Below are 19,370 nucleotides of genomic sequence, written 5' to 3'. Positions count from 1 at the left end.
GCTTTACTCTAATGTAAATTCAAAAACATTTGATTCTGATGGCATTTGACCATCACTGAAACTAAACGTAAGTTGTGCAGTATGATCTCCATCAGACATTTCAAATACCTCGGCAGTTGCTATATTTCTTTGATGATAGCGAAATAAACCTTCATCAAGTACTTGTTGGCTTGCAATATTTATATAAAGGTTTCCACAATCAGTGGTGTAATTATCATAACCTTGTAATAAGGAAACATACAAGTCTCCATTGGCATCGTATATGTTAATTGTTGCACTATCGGGCGTCGTAAGAGTTGGCATCCTAAAGAGAAATATTTTAACAGGTTTATGAGTTTGATATTTTCGTATTTATGTTAACTCTATTTCTTAAAACCCTATTCAATAAAATTTATTAGCCTTTCATTTGATTACATAGTTGTTCTTCAAATAATTTGTTCTAAAACACTCCATAATTCAGATTAAGCATTCTAAAGTTTATTGCTGAGCACTAATGATATATTAACCTTATTATCAAATACATTACGAATTATCCATTTTTTCGTTAAAAAATCATGTATTTTAAATAAAATACCATGCGTTTTTAGGAGAAGTTTAAAATACTTTTGGTGAGCTCAAACAAACAGGGCCAACCAATTTAAATAAAAAAATATCATATGAAAAAAAGGAAAATTCAGTTATTACTGCATTTTTGTTTCTGTCTAATTACGATAGGAACGATGGCGCAACAAGAGGTTGCCGGTGTGGTTAGTAGTGAGGAAGGGGAAGTACTTCCAGGAGTATCGGTCGTATTAATAGGGACCACTAAAGGAGTGATTACCGATTTTGATGGTAATTATAATATTACAGTACCAAACAGCGAATCAATACTTGAATTTTCATATTTAGGAATGAAAACAAAAGAGGTAGTGGTCGGTAACAAGACCAATATGAATATAGTTTTGGTTCAGGCGGCTGCAGGTTTAGATGAAGTTGTGGTTACGGCATTAGGTATGAAAAGAGAAAAAAGAGCCTTGGGCTATTCCGTAGGAGAGGTCAACACCGAAAAACTGAATCTTGTTCCTCAAGAAAATGCGCTGGGTAGCTTATCAGGTAAGGTTTCTGGTCTTGATATCCGTCGTTCAGGAAACGATTTAAACGCCGATACTTATGTATATATTCGGGGTAAAACTTCTCTGGCCGGTAACGATCAACCCTTGGTCGTTGTCGACGGCTCTCCTGTTGGTGATTCAAGTGTTATGTCTGACATGAGCGCTATAAACATTGAAAGTGTAACTGTGTTAAAAGGAGCTAGTGCGGCTGCTCTATATGGTTCTAGAGCTGGTAATGGAGTTATACTCATAACTACCAAATCAGGGGCTGGTATTAAAAAAGGAATTGGTGTTTCTTTTACTTCTAGTTCAACACTCAACACACCTTATAAGTATTTTGAACTTCAGAACAGCTTTACTAACGGACAAAAAGGCTTGTTTGATGAAGCTACATGGCAACACTGGTATGGGGCTCAAGAAGGTACTTCTTCCGTGCAATGGAACAGCAATGGTGAATCGGTACCTTTAGAATTTTATCAGAATAGTTTAAAAGACTATTTTCAGACCGGGTTGACCACCATTAACGATATTAGTATCAGTGGATCTAATGATAGGGGTAATTTTCGTTTATCTGCATCACATTTAAATGGTGAGGGTTTTACACCAGGAACAGAACTTTCCAGAATTAGCTTTAGTTTGGCGACCCGCTATAATATCACCGACAAAGTTAGCGTATCAACGAATGTTGACCTTTTTAATCCGAAATCGGAAAACTATCCCAGCCAAGCGTTAGGTGGTAATGATCAATATTTTGATGTCTACAATATTGCCCCACACATTAATATCAATGATTTAAAAGGTGATTATTGGGAAGTCAAAAATACGCAACAACGCAATGTTACCGAAGGCTATAATAACCCTTTCTTCTCAGCAAACGAGAGAAGAAACACTTTTGATAAAATTAGAGGCTTTGGTAATGTAAAATTAGACTGGAAAATAACTCCAGAACTAAATGCTATGGCCCGTGTTTCGTACAGTGGAAATTCTAATAGAACCGAAGTTATAAAACCATGGTCTTTTGACGGTTTTGGTAGTGGTACGGCGAAGCCCTTTGGAGCCTATAACCTTAACAATACAAATTCAAGAGAATCAAATGTTGATGTACTCTTCTCATATGATAAAAAACTAGGAGATTTTCGCGTTTCACCTTCAGTTGGTGCAAATATCATGAACAGTCGCATTTCTACTACCGATGCTGGTGGCGACAATTTGGTGCTACCGGGCCTTTACACGCTATCAAACGTAACTAGAGGCGGGTTAGAGTATAATAGTGGACTATTTAAAAAGAGAGTTTATAGTGTTTACGGTATGGCTTCATTCAGTTATAAAAATTTAGCCTTCATTGATTTAACGGCACGAAACGACTGGTCGAGTACACTACCTACTGAAAACAGTTCTTATTTCTACCCATCGGTTTCGGCCAGTGTTTTAATCTCTGAAATGTTCGATACTCCTACGTGGCTATCACTATTTAAATTGCGTTCTGGTTGGGCACAAGTGGGTAAAGACACAGACCCATATTTAATCAATCCAACATTAACGCAAGGTTATTGGGGCGATAATTTCACTTATTCACTTCCTGAGAGTATGCCGAACACTAACCTTAAGCCTGAAATAGCAACTTCATATGAGATTGGTACCGACATTGGTTTTTTTAAGGGCAGATTAGGTTTGGAGGCCACTTATTACAAAACCCAAAATAAAAATCAAATCCTAAATGTAGATGTCTCTCCGCTTACGGGGTATACCAGTACCACCATTAATGCCGGTAACGTTGAAAATTCAGGAATTGAATTAGGGATGAATATAGTGCCCATAAGATCTGAAGATTTTGAATGGAACTTGAACGTTAATTTTACCAAACAAGAGAGTAAACTTGTTGAATTAATTGAAGGAATTGACAGGGTTGATTTTGGAGGTGGAACAGATGGTGGTGCTTTTACAAGAGTAGGAGGTATCATCGGAGATATGTACTCCCCTTATATAAAAAAGGTAGAGGAAGGCGAGTATAAAGGATGGAATTTGGTTGATTCTAATGGTAGATGGGAAGTAGATAGAAATAGAGAGAATCAGATTAAAGTAGGGAATTTCAACAACGATTTTGCTGTTGGTTTAAACACTTCTTTTCGATATAAAAACTTTACTATTTCTGCTAGTTTCGACTGGAGACAGGGAGGTGATTTCTACTCTGAATCAATGAAGAGAATGGCGCGTTCTGGTAAAATAGAAGATTGGCAGAATGGTGTGAGTTCAAGTACTTTTTCAGGAATTCTAAATGCAAATTCTTTTGATGGAGATAGAACCGCTCTTGTAAATGAAATAAAATCTGATCCAATTTACAGAGATAACGATGTATGGATTGGTGGACGAAACCAAGAATTAGGTGGTTTTGAATATAATGGTAATTATAATGGTGCTTTCTTTCCCGGTGTTATTGACAACGGCGATGGTACATATACTGAAAATTTTGGGGGTGAAGGCACACAATTCTTCGACGCCTACAGAGTAGTGGAATCTAGCGGTAGTTTTTGGAGAACTGGTTATGCATTTATGTACGATGCATCTTTTGTAAAATTAAGAGACATTACCTTTTCTTACGAACTTCCTGAGAGTGTTACGAAATTAATTTCGGCTCAGAATATTTCTGTGGCCTTATATGCAAAAAACATTATGCTTTGGACAAAGGCTGGCATTGGCATTGATCCAGAGTTAGCTTATAACGAAGGAGAGCAAGGATTCGAGAAATGGAGTATAGCACCTTGGACGGCACCTATAGGATTTAGACTTAATGTTAGTTTTTAATAAAATAAGAAAATGATGAGAATAAATAAAAATATAATGAAGCTAGCATTAGCTGCAGTACTACTTTTTACGACCGCATGTAGTGATTCGCTCGAGGATATTAATATAAGTCCAAATAACCTCCCCGATAAAGAAGTCGATATTAAATATGTACTGACAGGTATACTTACTAAATCAGCTCAAATATCAACAAACCTAACATACGAGTCAGGGGAGTTGTCTGCAGCAACTCAGTATCTGCAGCGCGATTTTACCAGTTATGAAGAGAACAATTACCAATGGGGGGCAAAAGATTTCTCTAATTTTTATGAACCCATTAAAGACAGTAATTATATTTTTCAACGTGCCGAATTAGAAAAATCTGGAGAAACGAAGAACTATTATCAGGCAGTCGCTCTTATAATGAAATCATACTGGTTTGGTTTTATGACTTCATCATTTGGTGATATGCCGTACACGAATGCATTACAAGCTGAAAAAGGAGGTGATGAATTCTTTAAACCTGTATATGATGAACAAAAGGTGATTTTCTCAGGAATATTACAAGATTTAGAACAGGCCAATACACTTTTGAAAAATGCTGGTATATGTGCCGAAGCTGTAGATGCAGATGTTATGTACCAAGGTGATGCTTTGCAATGGAGAAAATTTGCTAATTCACTTCGTCTAAGATTCTATATGCGATTATCGGAAAAAACCGGAACTGATTTTGATCCAGCTGCCAATATTGCTAAAATGGTCAATAATAGTGGAGAATATCCTGTTTTAGATAGTAATGAAAGTAATGCTTCAATTTCTTTTGTAGGTACCGATGATGTCAATAGTTGGGTAGGCGGTCCTCTTTATTTCAGTTTTCGTTCAGAATTTTATCGCAGAAAACCTTCGGCGACTATTGTCAATGATCTTAAGGCACTTGGAGACCCAAGATTAACTGCTTGGGTACGCCCAGTAGATATTCAAATTATGCAAGGAACTTCAAATGAGGTGATTTTGGAAGATGGTGCATTGAAACGTTATGTTGATTTTGATATTACCGCTATAAATAATGATGAAGATGAAGAGAACAACGTTAACACTGCTTTATATGTTGGTCTTGATGTTGCTCTTAACGCACCTAACGATTTTAACCTTGGTGGTACTGTAAATGAATATAAGGATGCGATTAGTGCACTAAACGAGAATATCTACCTTGGTTCAGCTTCTAATCCGCATACTTCATATCTTTCTGATATGTATGCAGAAAATTACCATCCACTTGTAAAAGCGGTCTTAATGAGTGCTGCTGAGACTCAATTTATCTTAGCGGAAGCAAGCACTCGCGGCTGGATTTCTGGGGACGCCTTCGATTTTTATAAAAATGGAATAGAAATTTCTATGAATCAATATGATATTGCTGATGGAGATTCATCATCGGTTTACGATGTAGAAAACAATACGCTTGTAACGTTTAATCAAGACGTTTATATTGCAAACGTTACTCAGCTATATAACGAATCTTCGAATAAGCTAGCTGTAATTATGCATCAAAAATGGATAGCAAATTGGCTGACCGCAGAATCGTGGTTCGATTGGCGTAGAACAGGTTTTCCTGTCTTGAACAATAATATTATTTCTGGAACTAATGGGCAAAATACCCCACAAAGATTTTGGTATGACGACCCATATAATGAAGAGCATATGTTAGAGGCTATTCAGGGTTTGCAACCATCAACTAATGACCAATGGTCTAAAATGTGGTTATTGCAATAAACATATTGAATGTCAAGTTCAAGACTGGTTTAATAGAATTTATTTGAAAAGATTGAGCTGAAATTTTATTTTTCAGCTCAATTCTTTTTTTAGTAATAGTAATTACTTTGCTTTTAACACGCTCAATATATTTCTTCCTAGAGTTTTATAAATGTCTTTTTCGTTGAATCCTTTTTCTTTTAAAGAGTTCGCTGTAACGTCTCACATATCCATCATGTTTATATCTATACATTATATATTTTGTATACTTATTTCAGGACGGGTAAAAATGTGGCATAACGGTTTAGCCAGGCGTAGTGCGGAGACATGGAAATTTTTTGTTTCCGTCTACGCACGAAGCTAAAGCTTATTATTTTGATTTATTTTTTCTATTCTAAAGCTAAATCCATAAGATTTAGCGACTTCATAAATATACACAGACCTTACGGTTTGGCCCTAACCTCCGTATTCCGTTTAGGTTGTGTTACCTATTGTTTTTTGCCCGAGTTGGTTTTTTCGTTTAGTTTTTCATCTATGTCAGAGTAAAAAGTCCGTCAAAATAACAGTTGCGTCTGAGTAAAAAGGACATCATGCGAATTCAATATTTCAGCTGATTATTCTTGTATTTTCGGATAAGTTTTTCTGCCCCTTTTAGCATAATCATATGGGAGCTAGGATTTATTGTGGGTAAATGACTATTATCGGGAAAAATTGGATCTTGATTTTGCGTTTTTCCATATGCTTGAGAAGATGAGATTAGAGTTTCCGCATTTAGGTCATAAATTGATATTGAAACAGATGCTCTATTACTCGAATTTTCGTTTTGATTAGGAAAAGACAATGTTCCTGCGTCATCACTTATAACGTTTCCATCTATATTTATTAGGTAATCATAGTCGGTATCTCTTTTTAATTCATTTAAATCTGAATCGGTTAAGTCAAATTTAATTTTTGGAGCTACCAATTTTGTAGATCTCAAATCATTCATTTCTATTAGAGAATCTCCAAGGATTTTTTTGAACTCTTTTAGTGAATTATTATAAAGCTCTGAATCAAATATTCTTGAATTAGATTTAGTACTATTTAAAATCCATTTGCCATTAGTAAAGTCCAATTGTTTTCCAGTATCTAAAAAGTAATTGTATTTAGCCCCTCCGCAGGAATAAAAGACAGAAATAATTAATATCAAGAAAATCTTTTTCATTTTTTCTCTAATGACTTACAACACGTATATATGTATAATTATCCCCAGTATACAAATACTATTAATTAACCCATTCAAGCGACATATAGAAGGCGATATATACTTATATATAGAAATAGGTATTTTGTATATCAAGCCGTTTCAGAACAACTTGATATACAAAATAAAGCGTACAAATTGTCGAACGTTTGCTCAAAGTGGTTTTTTAAAACAAACACTATTATCCATCTCCTCATAGGGTGGGTAGTTTTCGGTAATCTGGTAGCCGTTCTTTTTATAAAGAGCTATAGCTTCCGGTTGTCGAAGTCCTGTTTCAAGAACACAGTAGTTGAAATTTAATTCTTTTGCCCATTCCTCTAAAGTTTTAAGAAGTTTTGAAGCGATACCTTTTCCACGATACTCTGGTAATATGTACATACGTTTAATCTCAACAGAACGCTCTTTAAAATATTTAAAGGCACCACAACCTATTGGAGTTTCATCCGAATAAAAAACAACACAATTTTTTAAATGCACAATACCGTTGAACTGGGCATAGAAAGCATTTTCATCACCATCACGTTTAGCTAAATCCGCATCTAAAAGAGCAACTAAGTTTTTGAAATCAGAATCAGTGCTTGTTGTTCTTTTAATTTGCATATCTTGATAGTAAGAATATTAGACTTTTATAGTGTAACCAGAGGATGAGTTACCAATAGAATCAAAATAGAAGTCGATTCGCCCTAAATTTACTCCGAAACATCCTACTTGGTTTATAAGTACTTCACGACCGGCCGCATTGGTCATAATTGTAGGTTTTTCTAAAAATGTATGGGTGTGTCCACCAATAATTAAATCGGTGTATTTGGTTTTCTGTGCTAGTTTTAAATCATCTGGCTTATCGGCCATAGCATATTCATATCCTAAATGTGAAAGGCAAATGACTAGGTCGCATTTTTCAACCTCCTTTAACTTAGTTTCCATGTCGGTAGCTACTTCGAATGGGTCAAGATATTCGGTTTCTTTATAAAGTTGCTTAGTTACCAAACCATCTAGTTTTATGCCTAGGCCATATACGCCAATTTTTATACCGTCTTTTTCGTAAATTTTATAGGGCTGGGTAAAACCATTCAAATCGGTGTTCGAAAAATCATAATTAGCACTTATGAAATTAAATTTAGCATAAGGCATTTGCGCTAAGAGTCCACCAACACCATTATCAAAATCATGATTACCAATAGTGGTTGCATCATAGTTGAGCATACTCATGAGCTTAAATTCTAATTCACCGCCATAAAAATTGAAATAGGGGGTACCTTGAAAAATATCGCCAGCATCAAAGAGTAAAGTATGGGGGTTTTCTTTTCTAATGCTATCTACTAAACCGGCCCTTCTGGCCAAACCGCCAAGCCCAGGAAAATCGGCATGATCATTTGGGAAAGCATCGATATGGCTGTGCACATCATTGGTATGCAAAATGGTAACATGTTTCTTAGTTTGTACGGCACAAGAATTGAGCCCTAGTCCACCCAGCGTTAATAAGCTAGAGGAGGCTGCGGTGTTGCGTATAAATTTTCTTCTTTCCATATTACTGTAGTTGATAATATCTTAAATCTACTTTAGGGGATAACGTATCTACTTTAGAAAAGAAATCTATCATAGCATTCCGTATTTTGTAATCCGTTTCCGTTTTAGAAAGGGCTTCTTTTAAAAAGTTCATATTATCACCACCCGTTACTAAATAATCTGATGTTGCAACAAAATATGTCCTGTTCATATCTATCGGGTTTCCGCCAACAGTAAAGGTTTTTACAGTATTGTCTTTATTTAATATAAGCTGAATGCATGCAACCGGGTGAGCTCGCTTTGCTTTTATAAGGTAGTCGACCATTTTTAAAAGTGTTTCTCCTTTTAGTTCAACAACTACGACTGAGTTTTCAAAGGGCATAACCTCGTAGGCAGTTCTTGCTGTTACATTTCCTTTAGATATTATAGAGCGTATACCACCATGGTTTAATAAAACAAAATCAATAGTGTGCCCTGTACGTTTTTGAAATATCGGATTCGTTTCGCTCATAACAATATCTGCCATTAAATTACCAGCTGTGGTATTAAACTTACCATCTGATTTTGATATGGTATAAGGAGCGTAGGCTATGGTGCTATCAAGAATTTGTTCTACACGATCATGATAAGGCAAAATAAATTCTTGAATACTATCAACAAGGGTATAACTACTATCGATGGCTATTTGTTTGCCAGTCAGTTCGGTAAGGTATTTTGTTTCCTTTTTACAGGATGCTAAAACCAATAAAGTTATAAATATAACAAAATGTTTTATTTTTAAAATACCAAAGTGTTTTAACTTCGCCATAGAGTTGCAGGGATATTATTTACATTTGTGTAAATGTAAAAATACATGTTTTTAAAAGGAATTAAGGACAAGTTTAAACGAAAATCTGGCCGAAAAGCTTTGAAACAATTGGTGACCACACCGGTTGCTGTAACTCGTGAGAATAAGGGTATACGTTCATTAGGTTGTATTGTAGATTTGGATAAATTCGAGAATTCTGAACTGTTTTTTAAGTTTCAAGAAGAATTTTCGTTGCAACCAAATGCCGTAAAGATTATAGGATATAAGCGTTTTTATGATAAGAACTCACCATACGCAACACCTGTCTTTTCAGATAAGGATTTAGGATGGAAGGGTGAAATTGAAAATAGTTATGCTCTTGAATTCTTAGGTAGGGAATACGACCTCTTAGTAAATTATTATAACGAGGATAGTCTATTGTTGAATTTAATGTCAGCAAAGACTAAAGCCCGTTTAAAAGTAGGATTTAAAGAAGTTGGTCCTACCTATAACGATTTAATGTTAGATACGCCATTAAAGGACTTTCAGTTGTTTAAAAAAGAATTGAAGAAGTACTTAGGCATTTTTAAAGAGATTTAATTATGAAAGAATTACAGGGTGCAGGAGTTGCGTTGATTACGCCTTTTAAAGAAGATGGTTCGGTAGATGTACTTGCCCTAAAAAAGGTGGTAGCGCATAATATCGATGGGCATATCGATTATTTGGTGGTGCTGGGTACTACTGCAGAATCTGTAACCTTGTCAAAAGCTGAGAAGCTTTTGGTAATGCAAACTGTTGAGGAAGCCAATGCGGGCGTTTTACCTTTGGTGATAGGTATAGGAGGTAATAATACAATGGGTCTTGTAGAAGAATTACAAACATTAGATTTAACCGCATATACGGCAATTTTATCTGTCTCTCCGTATTATAATAGACCCACTCAAGAAGGAATTTTTCAACATTTTAAAGCGCTTTCACAGGCTTCACCCTTACCGATTATTTTATATAATGTACCAAGTAGGACAGGAAGCAATATGCTTCCAGAAACTGTAGTGCGTTTGGCAAAGAATTTCGACAATATTGTTGCGGTCAAAGAAGCATGTGGCGATATGTCACAAGTATTAGAGTTAATTGCTAAAAGGCCAGAAGGCTTTTTAGTTCTTTCTGGTGATGATATTACCGCTTTACCTTCTATAATTGCCGGTGGTGACGGAGTAATTTCAGTTATCGGTCAAGGTCTGCCTACAGAATTTTCAAAAATGGTTCATGAAGGATTAAATGGTAATACCGATGAAGCATACAAGTATCATCATAAGATGCAAGAAGGGATGAAGCTCATCTTCGAGGAAGGCAACCCAGCTGGTATCAAAGTTATTTTTGAATACTTAGGTATCGCAAAGCCTTTTGTTCGCCTGCCACTAATGGCTGCGACCGATACTTTGAAACATAGAATTGTTTCGTTTATGGAATCGTTGATTCACATACCTGCATAAATTTCGTTAAATCTTCCCCAAAAGGGACTTTTGTGCCGCATAAAGCCTGTATTTTTATTGGTTTAAAATGTTTTTTAAATCCATTGATAATCACTAATTTTGCAAAATGTTTTTTAAAATGAGGCGAATATTTCCGATTCTATTGATTGCTATTGCTGTACAATCTTGTAGCGAGTACCAAAAGGTGCTTAAGAACGATGATGTAAAAGCAAAATATGAGTTGGCAGAAAAATACTATGAAGAAGCCGATTACAAAAGGGCTAACCGATTGTATGAGCAGATTGCACCAAAGTATGTTGGTAAACCCCAAGGCGAGCGTGTAATGTTCTTTTTATCTAACAGTTATTTTATGCGTGGCGATTTTAACATGGCTGGCTATCAATTTGAACGTTTCATAAAATCTTATCCTAAGAGTGATAAGGTTGTAGAAGCATCATTCTTAGGAGCAAAAAGCTATTATGAATTATCTCCTGAATATTCGTTAGACCAAACAGAAACGGATAAAGCGTTATTGAAATTGCAGAATTTCATTAATACGTATGCTGAGTCAGAATATTTTGCAGAAGCAAATTCAATGGCTCAAGAGCTAACTGCAAAAAAAGAGGAAAAAGCTTTTCAGATTGTAAAGCAATACAATAAGTTAGGCGAGTTTAATTACGACATGCTTAAATCTGCAGTAGCGGCGAGTGATAACTTTGTATCTGACAATCCTGGTTCTGAATTAAGGGAAGATGCAATGTTCGTGAAATTAGATGCATTGACGCATATGGCAATGAACAGTTATGAAAGCTTGAAGGAAGAGCGTTTAAAAACTGCAAAATCTGCTTATAATACACTAAAGAAGCAATTTCCAGAATCGAAATTCGATAAAGAAGCTACAAATCTAATCGAGAAAATAAATAAAGAATTACAACGTTTGCAACCACAGACCGTTGAATCAAAATAAATAATTATGAATATGAACGATTTAAAAAACTCTAAGGCAGCGGTATCTACAGTTACTATTAACCGTAACGAGTTCGATAAGCCAACTGGGAATATTTACGAGGCTATTTCAATTACTGCAAAACGTGCTGTTCAGATTAATTCTGAAATTAAAAAAGAACTTTTAGAGAAATTAGAAGAGTTTGCTACATATAGCGATAGTTTAGAAGAAGTTTTCGAAAACAAAGAGCAGATTGAAGTTTCTAAGTTTTACGAAAAATTACCTAAGCCACATGCTATGGCGGTAGAGGAGTGGTTGATGGATAAAATCTATCACAGAAATACAGAAAAAGACGTATAAGAAATATGTTGAACGGCAAAAATATTCTTTTAGGAATTACCGGAGGAATTGCTGCTTATAAAACAACTTTCTTAGTTCGTTTATTTATAAAAGCTGGCGCTAACGTTAAGATTATACTTACCGATAGCGCCAGCTCTTTTGTTTCTCCGCTTACGTTAGCCACTTTGGCTAAGAACCCAGTTATTTTAGATTTTGTAAAATCTGAAGCGAATACTATAGATTGGAATAATCATGTAGAATTAGGACTTTGGGCAGATCTTATGGTAATTGCCCCGGCAACGGCTAATACCATGTCTAAAATGGCGTCTGGCAATTGCGATAATATATTAATGGCAACCTATTTATCTGCTAAGTGTCCGGTTTTTTTAGCTCCGGCGATGGATTTAGATATGTACAAGCATCCAAGTACTAAAGGTTCTATGGATGCGCTCAGGTCGTTTGGAAATATGATTATACCGGCAACAAGTGGTGAATTGGCTAGTGGTTTACTTGGTGAAGGCAGAATGGCAGAACCTGAAGCCATTGTTGATTTTATAAAGAATCAACTTTCTCAAGGTTTACCATTATCAGGAAAAAAAGTGTTGATCACGGCAGGTCCTACTTACGAGGCAATAGATCCTGTACGTTTTATAGGAAATCACTCTTCGGGATTAATGGGGTTTGAACTTGCTAGAACAGCTGCTAATTTAGGCGCTGAAGTTTATTTGGTAACAGGCCCTACGCATTTATCTATAGATCATGATAATGTTCATGTAGTAAAAGTAATTTCTGCAGATGATATGTACCATAGTGCACAGATGTATTATGAGAATTCAGATATTGTTATTTGTGCAGCAGCAGTAGCCGATTATAGACCTAAGTCTGTTGCAGAACAGAAAATTAAAAAATCTGAAGAGAATTTTGCAATAGACCTTGTGAAGAACAAGGATATTTTAATGACTTTCGGTGAACATAAAAAGAATCAGTATTTAGTTGGTTTCGCTTTAGAGACAGAGAACGAAGTTGAGAATGCATTAGGCAAACTAAAACGTAAGAATTTAGATGCGATAGTGTTGAACTCAATGCGAAATAAAGGTGCTGGCTTTGGTGGTGCTACTAATAAAATTTCTTTTATAGATACCAATTCTACCATAACAACGTTTGAACTAAAGACCAAGGCCGAAGTTGCTGTGGACATCTTTAATGAAATTATTAAAAGACGTTATGCGTAAGATTCTTTTTCTACTAATGTTTTGCTTCTTAAGTTCTATTGCAATAGCACAAGAATTAACGTGTACGGTTACGGTTAATTCTGACCAGTTATCTCAAGGTGACCTTCAGGTTTTTAAAACATTAGAACGTTCGTTGAATGATTTTGTGAACAAGACAAAATGGACGAACAGGGTATATAAAGAGAATGAGCGTATAAATGCACAAATGTTTATCACGATTACAGAATACGAATCGAACCGATTTAAAGGTAATATTCAAATACAATCTTCAAGACCGGTGTATAATACATCATATTCTACACCTATTTTTAATTACAAAGACAATCAGTTTAGTTTTGAATACATAGAATTTCAACCATTGATTTTTAATGATAATCAGTTTGAGTCTAATTTGGTAAGTGTACTTTCATACTATGCTTATATTGTTTTAGGACTTGATGCAGATACTTTTTCTTTAGAGGGAGGTACTGATTTTTATAGAAAGGCCCAGAGTATCGTAACCATGGCACAGGGTAGTAATTATTCAGGATGGAGCCAATCAGCAGACTCTAATAGAAGTAGATTTGAATTGGTAGATAACCTTTTATCTAATGCTTATAGAGAATACCGTATTGCGATGTACAATTATCATAGAAAAGGATTAGATATCATGTCTGATAATAATAGTACAGGAAAGCAAGTTATTGCGGGTACGATGAATCTTTTTCAGACCATGATCAATAGAAGACCCAATGCTTTTTTAATATCCACGTTTTTTGATGCAAAATCTGAAGAAATACAGAACATTTTTTCCGATGGCCCGAAGTTAGATATAGTTAAGTTGAAGGAAACCTTAAATAAAATTGCCCCATTGTACGCTTCTACATGGAACGATATTAAATATTGAATCTTTTTTCAAGACGGAATATAGATTACCTTTGTGAACCTAAAATTCTGTCGCGTGCTTTCAACCCTTTCCATAACCAATTATGCATTAATTGATAGTCTAGAAGTAGACTTCGATAAAGGTTTTACTGTTATTACAGGTGAAACTGGTGCCGGTAAATCTATTCTACTTGGTGGTTTATCTTTAGTGCTTGGTAAACGGGCAGATTTATCATCATTACGGGTAAAAGATGAGAAATGTATTATTGAGGGGATTTTCAAAATAGACACCTATGGACTTCAGGGTTTCTTCGAGGAGAACGATTTAGATTACGATGCTAGTACAGTCATTAGAAGAGAGATTTTACCAAGTGGTAAATCAAGAGCTTTTATAAATGATACTCCGGTAACATTAGACATTCTTTCTAGGCTTGGTGAAAATTTAATCGATATTCACTCACAGCATCAGACCATGCAGTTAACCGAAAACGACTTTCAGTTGAAATTGGTCGACGCATTGGCAGACAATCAAAAAAGGTTATCAGTATATAGGAAAGCATTAAAGGCTTTTCGAAAAATACAGAAAGAGCTTCAAAGTCTTATTGACGTGCAGAGTACTGCCAATAAAGAACAAGATTATAATACTTTCTTGTTAGAAGAACTTGAGAAAGCCCCTTTGAAACTAGGTGTTGTTGAAGAGCTAGAAGAAGAATTCGAGAAATTGAACAATGTCGAATTAATCATGGAACAATTGTCAAAAGGAGACCAATTGTTTAATGACGAGCAAATTGGTGTTTTGCCATTGGTTACCGAAATGAGACAGTCGTTATCGAAATTAGTCGATTTTGGTACAGGTTATAAAGAATTATATCAACGTGTACAATCAGTATTGATAGAGTTAGATGATGTAAGTTCTGAGTTACAGAAGTTACAAGAAGGGGTAGAGGCAAACCCAGAAATGTTAGAGCAAGTCAATGGTAAATTACAGTTGCTCTATAATTTGTTGAAAAAGCATAACGTTAGTGAGGTTTCTGATTTGATTTCTATAAAGAATGAGCTTGCCGATAAAGTATTCGAGACAGCTCATTTAGATGAGAAAATATCTTTGAAAACACGTGAGTTGCAAGATATGGAGTCAGCTTTAGAAGAGCAATCTGTTGTATTGCGTGAAAAACGAAATGCGGTCATACCAAAATTAAAATCGAAGTTAGAAGCAGACTTGGCGTTGTTAGGAATGCCTAATGCCTCTTTCGAAATTACCTTAAGTGCTACGGATACTTTCAGCAATACAGGAATGGATGAATTGTCTTTTCTATTTACAGCCAATAGAGGTGGTAGTTATGGTGAGCTAAAAAAAGTAGCTTCCGGCGGAGAGTTATCTAGAATTATGTTGGTCATAAAAGCAATTCTTGCTAAATATGAAAAATTACCTACTATAATGTTTGATGAAATTGATACGGGAGTATCTGGGGAAATTTCAAACAGAATGGCAGATATCATGAAGGATATGAGTGGTGATTTACAAGTATTTTCCATAACACATTTGCCGCAAGTCGCATCTAAAGGCAATAATCATTTTAAAGTGTTTAAAACGGAAGGGGCAGAACGTACCATGACCAATATGAAAAAATTGACGACTGATGAACGGGTTGTTGAATTGGCACATATGTTAAGTGGTAAAGACTTGTCTGACTCAGCATTGGCGCATGCAAGGCAACTATTAAATCCTTCTTTAAAAGTGTAGTACTCTTTATTTAAGATTAGAAACGTCAAAATTATTTTCTGAGATCGTATAGAACTACGCAAATTTTATGTTTTTGATTTAGGCTATTTACTTCATACTTCAATTCGGTTTTAACATATTTTAGATATCTTTGAATTATAACTTTAACTATAGAATCAACTATCATGGGATATAACTTATTAAAAGGGAAAAGGGGAATTATTTTTGGAGCATTAGATGAGAATTCTATTGCATGGAAAACTGCACAAAAAGTACATGATGAAGGTGGTACTTTTGTATTGACAAATGCCCCGATTGCCATGAGAATGGGTCAAATTGATGAACTTGCTAAAAAAACAGGTTCAGAAATTATACCTGCAGATGCTACAAGTGTTGAAGATTTAGATAATTTAGTTGCTAAGGCAGTTGAGATTTTAGGAGGTAAAATTGATTTCGTATTACATTCTATTGGTATGTCTGTAAATGTTCGAAAAGGGCGTGCTTACACTGATGAAAAATATGAATTCACGGCAAAAGGATGGGATGTTTCAGCCCTTTCTTTTCATAAAGTATTACAATCATTGTACAAGGCTGATGCCATGAAAGAGTGGGGTAGTGTAGTTGCTTTGACCTATATGGCTGCACAACGGACTTTTCCAGACTATAATGATATGGCCGATAATAAAGCGTATTTAGAATCTATTGCTCGTAGCTTTGGTTATTTCTTCGGAAAAGAAAAGAAAGTTAGAGTAAATACTATTTCACAATCGCCAACAGCTACTACTGCTGGGCAAGGTGTAAAAGGTTTTGATGGATTCATCAGCTATGCTGAAAAAATGTCTCCGTTAGGTAATGCAACTGCTCAAGATTGTGCTGATTATACAATTACCTTATTCTCTGATTTAACCAGAAAAGTTACAATGCAGAACTTGTTTCATGACGGTGGTTTCTCGAATACAGGAGTTAGTCAAGAAGTTATAGAGAAATTTTAATCAAGATTTTTAGATATTCAATTTTGTTGGAGCCTATATATAAAGGAGAGTAATAATGGACTTATCGTTTTCTTTTATCATTCCTGTATACAATAGACCCAACGAAATTAAGGAACTGTTGGATAGTCTACGGTTACAAACCTATGAGAAAACTTTTGAGGTGGTTATTGTCGAAGACGGCTCCACTATCTCATCAGAAGATATCATAGGTGAGTATCTAGATTCGGTTTCCATATCTTATTATAAAAAACCGAATTCAGGTCCAGGAGATTCGCGTAATTACGGAATGGGCAGGGCTAAGGGTAATTACTTTATAGTACTTGACTCCGATTGCATCCTTCCACCAGAATATCTAGAAATAGTAGATGGGAGTTTAAAAGAAGGTTTCGTGCACTGTTTCGGCGGTCCTGATGCTGCACATGAATCTTTCACCGTCGTACAAAAAGCTATTAATTACGCTATGACCTCGTTTTTAACCACGGGAGGCATTCGCGGCGAAAAAAAAGCAGTAGATAAATTTCAGCCTAGAAGTTTTAATATGGGTATTTCAAAAGAAGCCTTTGAAAATGTCGGAGGTTATGGAAATATTCACCCAGGGGAAGATCCAGACCTTACCATACGGATCTGGAACAATGGGTATAAAACAAAGTTAATTTCAAATGCATATGTTTTTCATAAAAGACGTATTGACTGGAACAAGTTTTATATTCAGGTAAATAAGTTTGGTATGGTGCGGCCTATATTGAATAAGTGGCATCCAGAAACAAAGAAAATCACGTACTGGTTTCCAACCGTATTTTGTATTGGTTTGTTAATTTCAATTTTATTGGCGATGAATGGGTTTAAGATTCCTTTGTATTTCTATGCAACATACTTCTTAATTTTATTCATCGATGCACTACGTAAAACGGGGAATTTTAAAGTTGCGTTTTTAGCTTTATTTGCAACAGCGATACAATTTTTTGGATATGGATACGGATTTTTAAAATCAACCATTTATCTTAATTTTAGCAATAAGAATCCAGAGGAAATTTTTCCGAATTTATTTTTTAAGACCAATTAATGGAACGCCTATTAGAATGGATACAAACAGGATTAAAGAAAAGGAAGGTAAAAGTCTTTCTAATTTTCTTGTTATGTGCATCACTTGCTTGGTTAATAAATAAACTTTCGCAAACTTATACCAGTAACACGACCTTTCACATTACCTACGTGAATATTCCGTCAGAGTTCTTATTGGCTAATACACCTAAAAAAGAACTTCAAGTGCGTTTAAAGGCAGTAGGGTTTCAATTTTTGGGATATCATTTAAAGCCTAAAGAAATTCAACTAGATGTAAGTAAGGTAATGCATGAAGACGATAATTACTATTTAACATCGGATCAGATAAGAATACAGTTAGAGGCTCAGTTAAACAATTACAGTACATTAACTGATTTCGATAGTGATGTTATTCATTTCGATTTTACATCTTTGAAAACCAAAAAAGTTCCGATAAAAGCAATGTTAGAACTGACATTTGCTGCCAACCATATTTTAGAGGGGCAAACGACAATAGAGCCGGATTCTGTACAAATATCGGGTCCGAAAAGTCAAATTGATACTATTCAAGTTATTGAAACCGAACTACTTAAAATTGATGATTTAAATAATTCGTTTTCAAAAGACGTTGCTTTGAAGTTGCCTAAACATTTGAACGGTACTACATTTTCTAATGATTTTGTTCAAGTTACCGGTAATGTGGTTAAATTCTCAGAACAAGTCATTGAGGTTCCTGTAACCGTTATAAATCTACCGGAAGGTGTTAAAGTGCGAACCTTTCCTGAACTTGTAGAGGTCCGTTGCCAAGGAACATTAGAGCGCTTAAAAGAATTAGAAATTAAAGATTTTGACGTGGTAGCAGATTACTCGACTGTTTCTTCAGAAACAGGTAACCGATTGTCGGTTAGATTAGTACGGTATCCAAAAAGTTTGAATAATGCGATTATTGCTACTAATGAAATTGAATTTATTTTAAGAAGAGAATGATGGTGGTAGGGTTGACAGGCGGAATTGGTAGTGGTAAATCTACCATTGCAACAATGTTTAAAGAACTTGGTGTGCCAGTTTATAATTCAGATGAGCGTGCGAAGCATTTAATGAATACTTCTAAAAAAATAAAGAAACAATTAATTAAACTTTTGGGTAAAAAGGCCTTTGTAGATGATCAGTTGAATAGAGGCTATATTGCTAAAAAGGTTTTTAATGATGTTGATTTACTAGAACAGCTTAATGGTATTGTGCATCCAGTTGTACGGAAAGATTTTATTAAGTGGACAAAAAAACAAACTACCCAATATGTAATTCAAGAAACTGCATTATTATTTGAAAACAATGCTCAAAATTTGTATGATTCTGTAATTTTAATAACAGCCCCTGAAGAATTAAGAATTGAAAGAGTTCTTTCTCGCGATGAGTCATCTAGAGAACAGATTATTGCTAGAATGAATAATCAACTTGATGACAAGGCTAAGTTAGAATTAGCCAAATACGTCATTGAAAATATAGACCTAGAAAGTACAGCATCAAAAGTTGTTGAAGTACATGAAGCTATCCTTGCTGATTGTTAGTTGTTTAGCAATTTTAACATTTTTGTTAAGGTTAGG

18 protein-coding genes are annotated in these 19,370 nt (G+C 35.1%); 13 read left to right on the top strand and 5 right to left on the bottom strand.

From position 1 onward, the window contains the following. Positions 1 to 3: 3 nt before the first annotated feature. Entirely contained in the window at positions 4 to 303 is a 300-nt protein-coding gene (locus AAC084_RS04700; RefSeq protein WP_339837587.1) for a hypothetical protein, read from the bottom strand. A gap of 353 nt (positions 304 to 656) precedes the next feature. On the opposite strand from AAC084_RS04700, the gene AAC084_RS04695 reads away from it, so the two are divergent. Together AAC084_RS04695 and AAC084_RS04690 are read left to right on the top strand one after the other, a co-directional pair. Continuing rightward, entirely contained in the window at positions 657 to 3,893 is a 3,237-nt protein-coding gene (locus AAC084_RS04695) for a SusC/RagA family TonB-linked outer membrane protein (protein WP_339837583.1), read from the top strand. Positions 3,894 to 3,929: 36 nt separating this feature from the next. Beyond that, positions 3,930 to 5,642 carry a SusD/RagB family nutrient-binding outer membrane lipoprotein gene (locus AAC084_RS04690; protein ID WP_339837581.1) on the top strand — a complete coding sequence of 571 codons (1,713 nt, stop codon included), beginning with the start codon at positions 3,930 to 3,932 and terminating at the stop codon, positions 5,640 to 5,642. Between the two features lie 577 nt (positions 5,643 to 6,219). Here the strand turns inward: AAC084_RS04690 and AAC084_RS04685 are convergent. The 4 genes from AAC084_RS04685 to AAC084_RS04670 all read right to left on the bottom strand — a co-directional run bounded on the left by AAC084_RS04685 (position 6,220) and on the right by AAC084_RS04670 (position 9,178). Then, positions 6,220 to 6,825: a hypothetical protein gene (locus AAC084_RS04685; RefSeq protein WP_339837578.1), complete on the bottom strand. Its 606-nt coding sequence runs from the start codon at positions 6,823 to 6,825 to the stop codon at positions 6,220 to 6,222. 192 nt (positions 6,826 to 7,017) lie between these two features. Next, a complete protein-coding gene (locus tag AAC084_RS04680) occupies positions 7,018 to 7,464 on the bottom strand; it encodes a GNAT family N-acetyltransferase (protein ID WP_339837576.1) in 447 nt (148 codons plus the stop codon). An 18-nt stretch (positions 7,465 to 7,482) separates the two neighbouring features. Then, a complete protein-coding gene (locus AAC084_RS04675; RefSeq protein WP_339837574.1) occupies positions 7,483 to 8,391 on the bottom strand; it encodes a metallophosphatase in 909 nt (302 codons plus the stop codon). Between the two features lies 1 nt (position 8,392). Beyond that, positions 8,393 to 9,178: a 5'-nucleotidase gene (locus AAC084_RS04670; RefSeq protein WP_339837572.1), complete on the bottom strand. Its 786-nt coding sequence runs from the start codon at positions 9,176 to 9,178 to the stop codon at positions 8,393 to 8,395. A 45-nt stretch (positions 9,179 to 9,223) separates the two neighbouring features. On the opposite strand from AAC084_RS04670, the gene AAC084_RS04665 reads away from it, so the two are divergent. The 11 genes from AAC084_RS04665 to coaE all read left to right on the top strand — a co-directional run bounded on the left by AAC084_RS04665 (position 9,224) and on the right by coaE (position 19,334). Further along, entirely contained in the window at positions 9,224 to 9,757 is a 534-nt protein-coding gene (locus tag AAC084_RS04665) for a hypothetical protein (protein WP_339837570.1), read from the top strand. A gap of 2 nt (positions 9,758 to 9,759) precedes the next feature. Then, entirely contained in the window at positions 9,760 to 10,650 is an 891-nt protein-coding gene (gene dapA, locus AAC084_RS04660; protein WP_339837567.1) for a 4-hydroxy-tetrahydrodipicolinate synthase, read from the top strand. Between the two features lie 118 nt (positions 10,651 to 10,768). After that, positions 10,769 to 11,596 carry an outer membrane protein assembly factor BamD gene (bamD, locus tag AAC084_RS04655; RefSeq protein WP_339837564.1) on the top strand — a complete coding sequence of 276 codons (828 nt, stop codon included), beginning with the start codon at positions 10,769 to 10,771 and terminating at the stop codon, positions 11,594 to 11,596. A 6-nt stretch (positions 11,597 to 11,602) separates the two neighbouring features. Further along, positions 11,603 to 11,935 (top strand): DNA-directed RNA polymerase subunit omega, encoded by a 333-nt coding sequence (locus AAC084_RS04650; RefSeq protein WP_339837560.1) that lies wholly within the window; start codon positions 11,603 to 11,605, stop codon positions 11,933 to 11,935. Positions 11,936 to 11,940: 5 nt separating this feature from the next. Then, a complete protein-coding gene (coaBC, locus tag AAC084_RS04645) occupies positions 11,941 to 13,146 on the top strand; it encodes a bifunctional phosphopantothenoylcysteine decarboxylase/phosphopantothenate--cysteine ligase CoaBC (protein WP_339837558.1) in 1,206 nt (401 codons plus the stop codon). Further along, positions 13,139 to 14,032, top strand: a complete 894-nt coding sequence (locus AAC084_RS04640; RefSeq protein ID WP_339837555.1) for a DUF4835 family protein — start codon at positions 13,139 to 13,141, stop codon at positions 14,030 to 14,032. The genes coaBC and AAC084_RS04640 overlap by 8 nt, the downstream gene beginning before the upstream one ends. A 54-nt stretch (positions 14,033 to 14,086) precedes the next feature. After that, positions 14,087 to 15,754, top strand: coding sequence for a DNA repair protein RecN (recN, locus tag AAC084_RS04635; protein ID WP_339837552.1), 1,668 nt, complete (start codon positions 14,087 to 14,089; stop codon positions 15,752 to 15,754). A gap of 164 nt (positions 15,755 to 15,918) precedes the next feature. Next, entirely contained in the window at positions 15,919 to 16,725 is an 807-nt protein-coding gene (locus tag AAC084_RS04630; protein WP_339837550.1) for an SDR family oxidoreductase, read from the top strand. Between the two features lie 55 nt (positions 16,726 to 16,780). Then, positions 16,781 to 17,788, top strand: a complete 1,008-nt coding sequence (locus AAC084_RS04625; RefSeq protein ID WP_339837547.1) for a glycosyltransferase — start codon at positions 16,781 to 16,783, stop codon at positions 17,786 to 17,788. Continuing rightward, positions 17,788 to 18,753: a CdaR family protein gene (locus AAC084_RS04620; protein WP_339837544.1), complete on the top strand. Its 966-nt coding sequence runs from the start codon at positions 17,788 to 17,790 to the stop codon at positions 18,751 to 18,753. The genes AAC084_RS04625 and AAC084_RS04620 overlap by 1 nt, the downstream gene beginning before the upstream one ends. Further along, positions 18,750 to 19,334 (top strand): dephospho-CoA kinase, encoded by a 585-nt coding sequence (gene coaE, locus AAC084_RS04615; protein WP_339837541.1) that lies wholly within the window; start codon positions 18,750 to 18,752, stop codon positions 19,332 to 19,334. Before AAC084_RS04620 ends, coaE begins: the two co-directional genes overlap by 4 nt. The last annotated feature ends 36 nt before the right edge of the window (positions 19,335 to 19,370 follow it).

Origin of the sequence: uncultured Maribacter sp., from assembly GCF_963977385.1 — a bacterium.
Taxonomy (GTDB): domain Bacteria; phylum Bacteroidota; class Bacteroidia; order Flavobacteriales; family Flavobacteriaceae; genus Maribacter.
This window is presented reverse-complemented; position numbering and strand designations above follow the sequence as displayed.